Below are 1,555 nucleotides of genomic sequence, written 5' to 3'. Positions count from 1 at the left end.
CCCGGCCGCGGGCGCCCTGCCCGGACTGCTCGGCCTCCAGCGGGCACTGCGCGCGCTCGGCCGGTACCGCACCGCCTCCGCCCGCGGCCGGGACGAGCGGATCGACGAGGCCGCCACCGCCGACCGGGCCGCCGCCAGCGGCATCCTGCTCCCCGTCACCCGTCCCGGCCGCCGCCGGCGCTGCGACGTCCAGCTGCTCATGGACACCGGCCCCGCCATGGCCGTCTGGGGCGAGATGGTCGAGGAACTGCGCCAGGCCTGCCAGCAGTCCGGCGCCTTCGCCTCGGTCAACGTCCACCAGCTGTACGCCGACGAGGCCGGCAGCCCCCTCGTCGGTACGACCGCCGGTCCCGGCCGGCGCACCCGGCTGCGCCCCGCCGACGAGCTGCACGACCCCAGCGGGCGCCGGCTCACCTTCGTCATCAGCGACTGCGTGGGGCCCCTGTGGCAGAACGGCACCGCTCAGCGCCTGCTGCACGGCTGGCCGCGCACCGCTCCGCTGGCCGTGGTCCAGCCGCTGCCGCCCCGGCTGTGGGGCCGTACCGCGCTGCCCGCCGAACCCGGGCTGCTGGTCCGCACCGGCGAGACCGGCGGGCGCCTCGACTTCCTGCCCGAGGACGAGCCATGGGAGGAACCGCCGCCCGACGCCCGGCCCGTGCCGGTGCTCCAGCCCACCCCGGAGGCCTTCGAGGCCTTCGCCCGGCTGCTCGCCGGCACCGGACCGACCCGCGAACCCGCCTGGGCCGGCTACGCCCACCCCGCCACCGCACCCGCGGCCGTCGGCACCGCACCGCCGGCGCGCAGCGACGACGACCTGCTGCGCGCCTTCCGCGCCGGCGCCTCGCCCGGCGCCCTGCGGCTGGCCGTGTACCTCGCCGCCGCGCCCCTCACGCTGCCCGTCATGCAGCTGGTCCAGCGGGCCATGCTGCCCGACACCGGTCCCATGGAACTGGCCGAGGTGCTGCTCGGCGGACTGCTGCGGCAACTCCCCGGCACCGAGGACCAGCCCTGCTTCGCCTACTCGCCCCGGATGCAGGACCTGCTGCTGTCCGCCCTCGACCAGGACACCGCCGGGCTCGTGCTCAAGCACTGCTCGGCCTATGTGGAACGGCACTTCGGCAAGGGCACCCGCAACTTCGCCGCCCTGGCCGCCGCCCGGCTCGCCGACCACGACCCGGCCGCAGGGCCCGGGCCGCTCGCCGAGGACGGCACGGCGCGGGACGGCACGGGCAGCGTGGAGGCCGAGCTGTTCGCCCGGATCCCCGCGCGCGTGCTGCGGTTCTACCTGCCCGACCTGGTCACCCCCGACCCGCTGACCGAGGCCGAGCGGCTGCTCGACCGGTGGCGGCAGCTGGCCGACCCGGAGCTGCTGCGCCGGGCCCGGGAACACGCCCGCGTCGCCACGGCGGGCAGCACCTCCGTCGCCGCCCCCGGCCCCACCGCCCGCGCCCGCCTGGTCCTCGGCCGGGTGCTGCGCGCGGAGGCCGGCACGGCAGGGGCCCGTGCGGAGGGGCGGCGCGCCGGGCTGCTGCGGGAGGCCGAGGCCGAACTCGCC

The 1,555-nt window shown here is 78.4% G+C and carries 1 protein-coding gene; it reads left to right on the top strand.

Annotated elements, in window-relative coordinates; genetic code table 11:
* On the top strand, window positions 1-1,555 hold a 1,555-nt coding region (locus CCN44_RS35605), incomplete at both ends, for an SAV_2336 N-terminal domain-related protein (RefSeq protein ID WP_276329139.1).

It is taken from the genome of Streptomyces tricolor, from assembly GCF_002155905.1.
GTDB lineage: Bacteria > Actinomycetota > Actinomycetes > Streptomycetales > Streptomycetaceae > Streptomyces > Streptomyces tricolor.
This window is presented reverse-complemented; position numbering and strand designations above follow the sequence as displayed.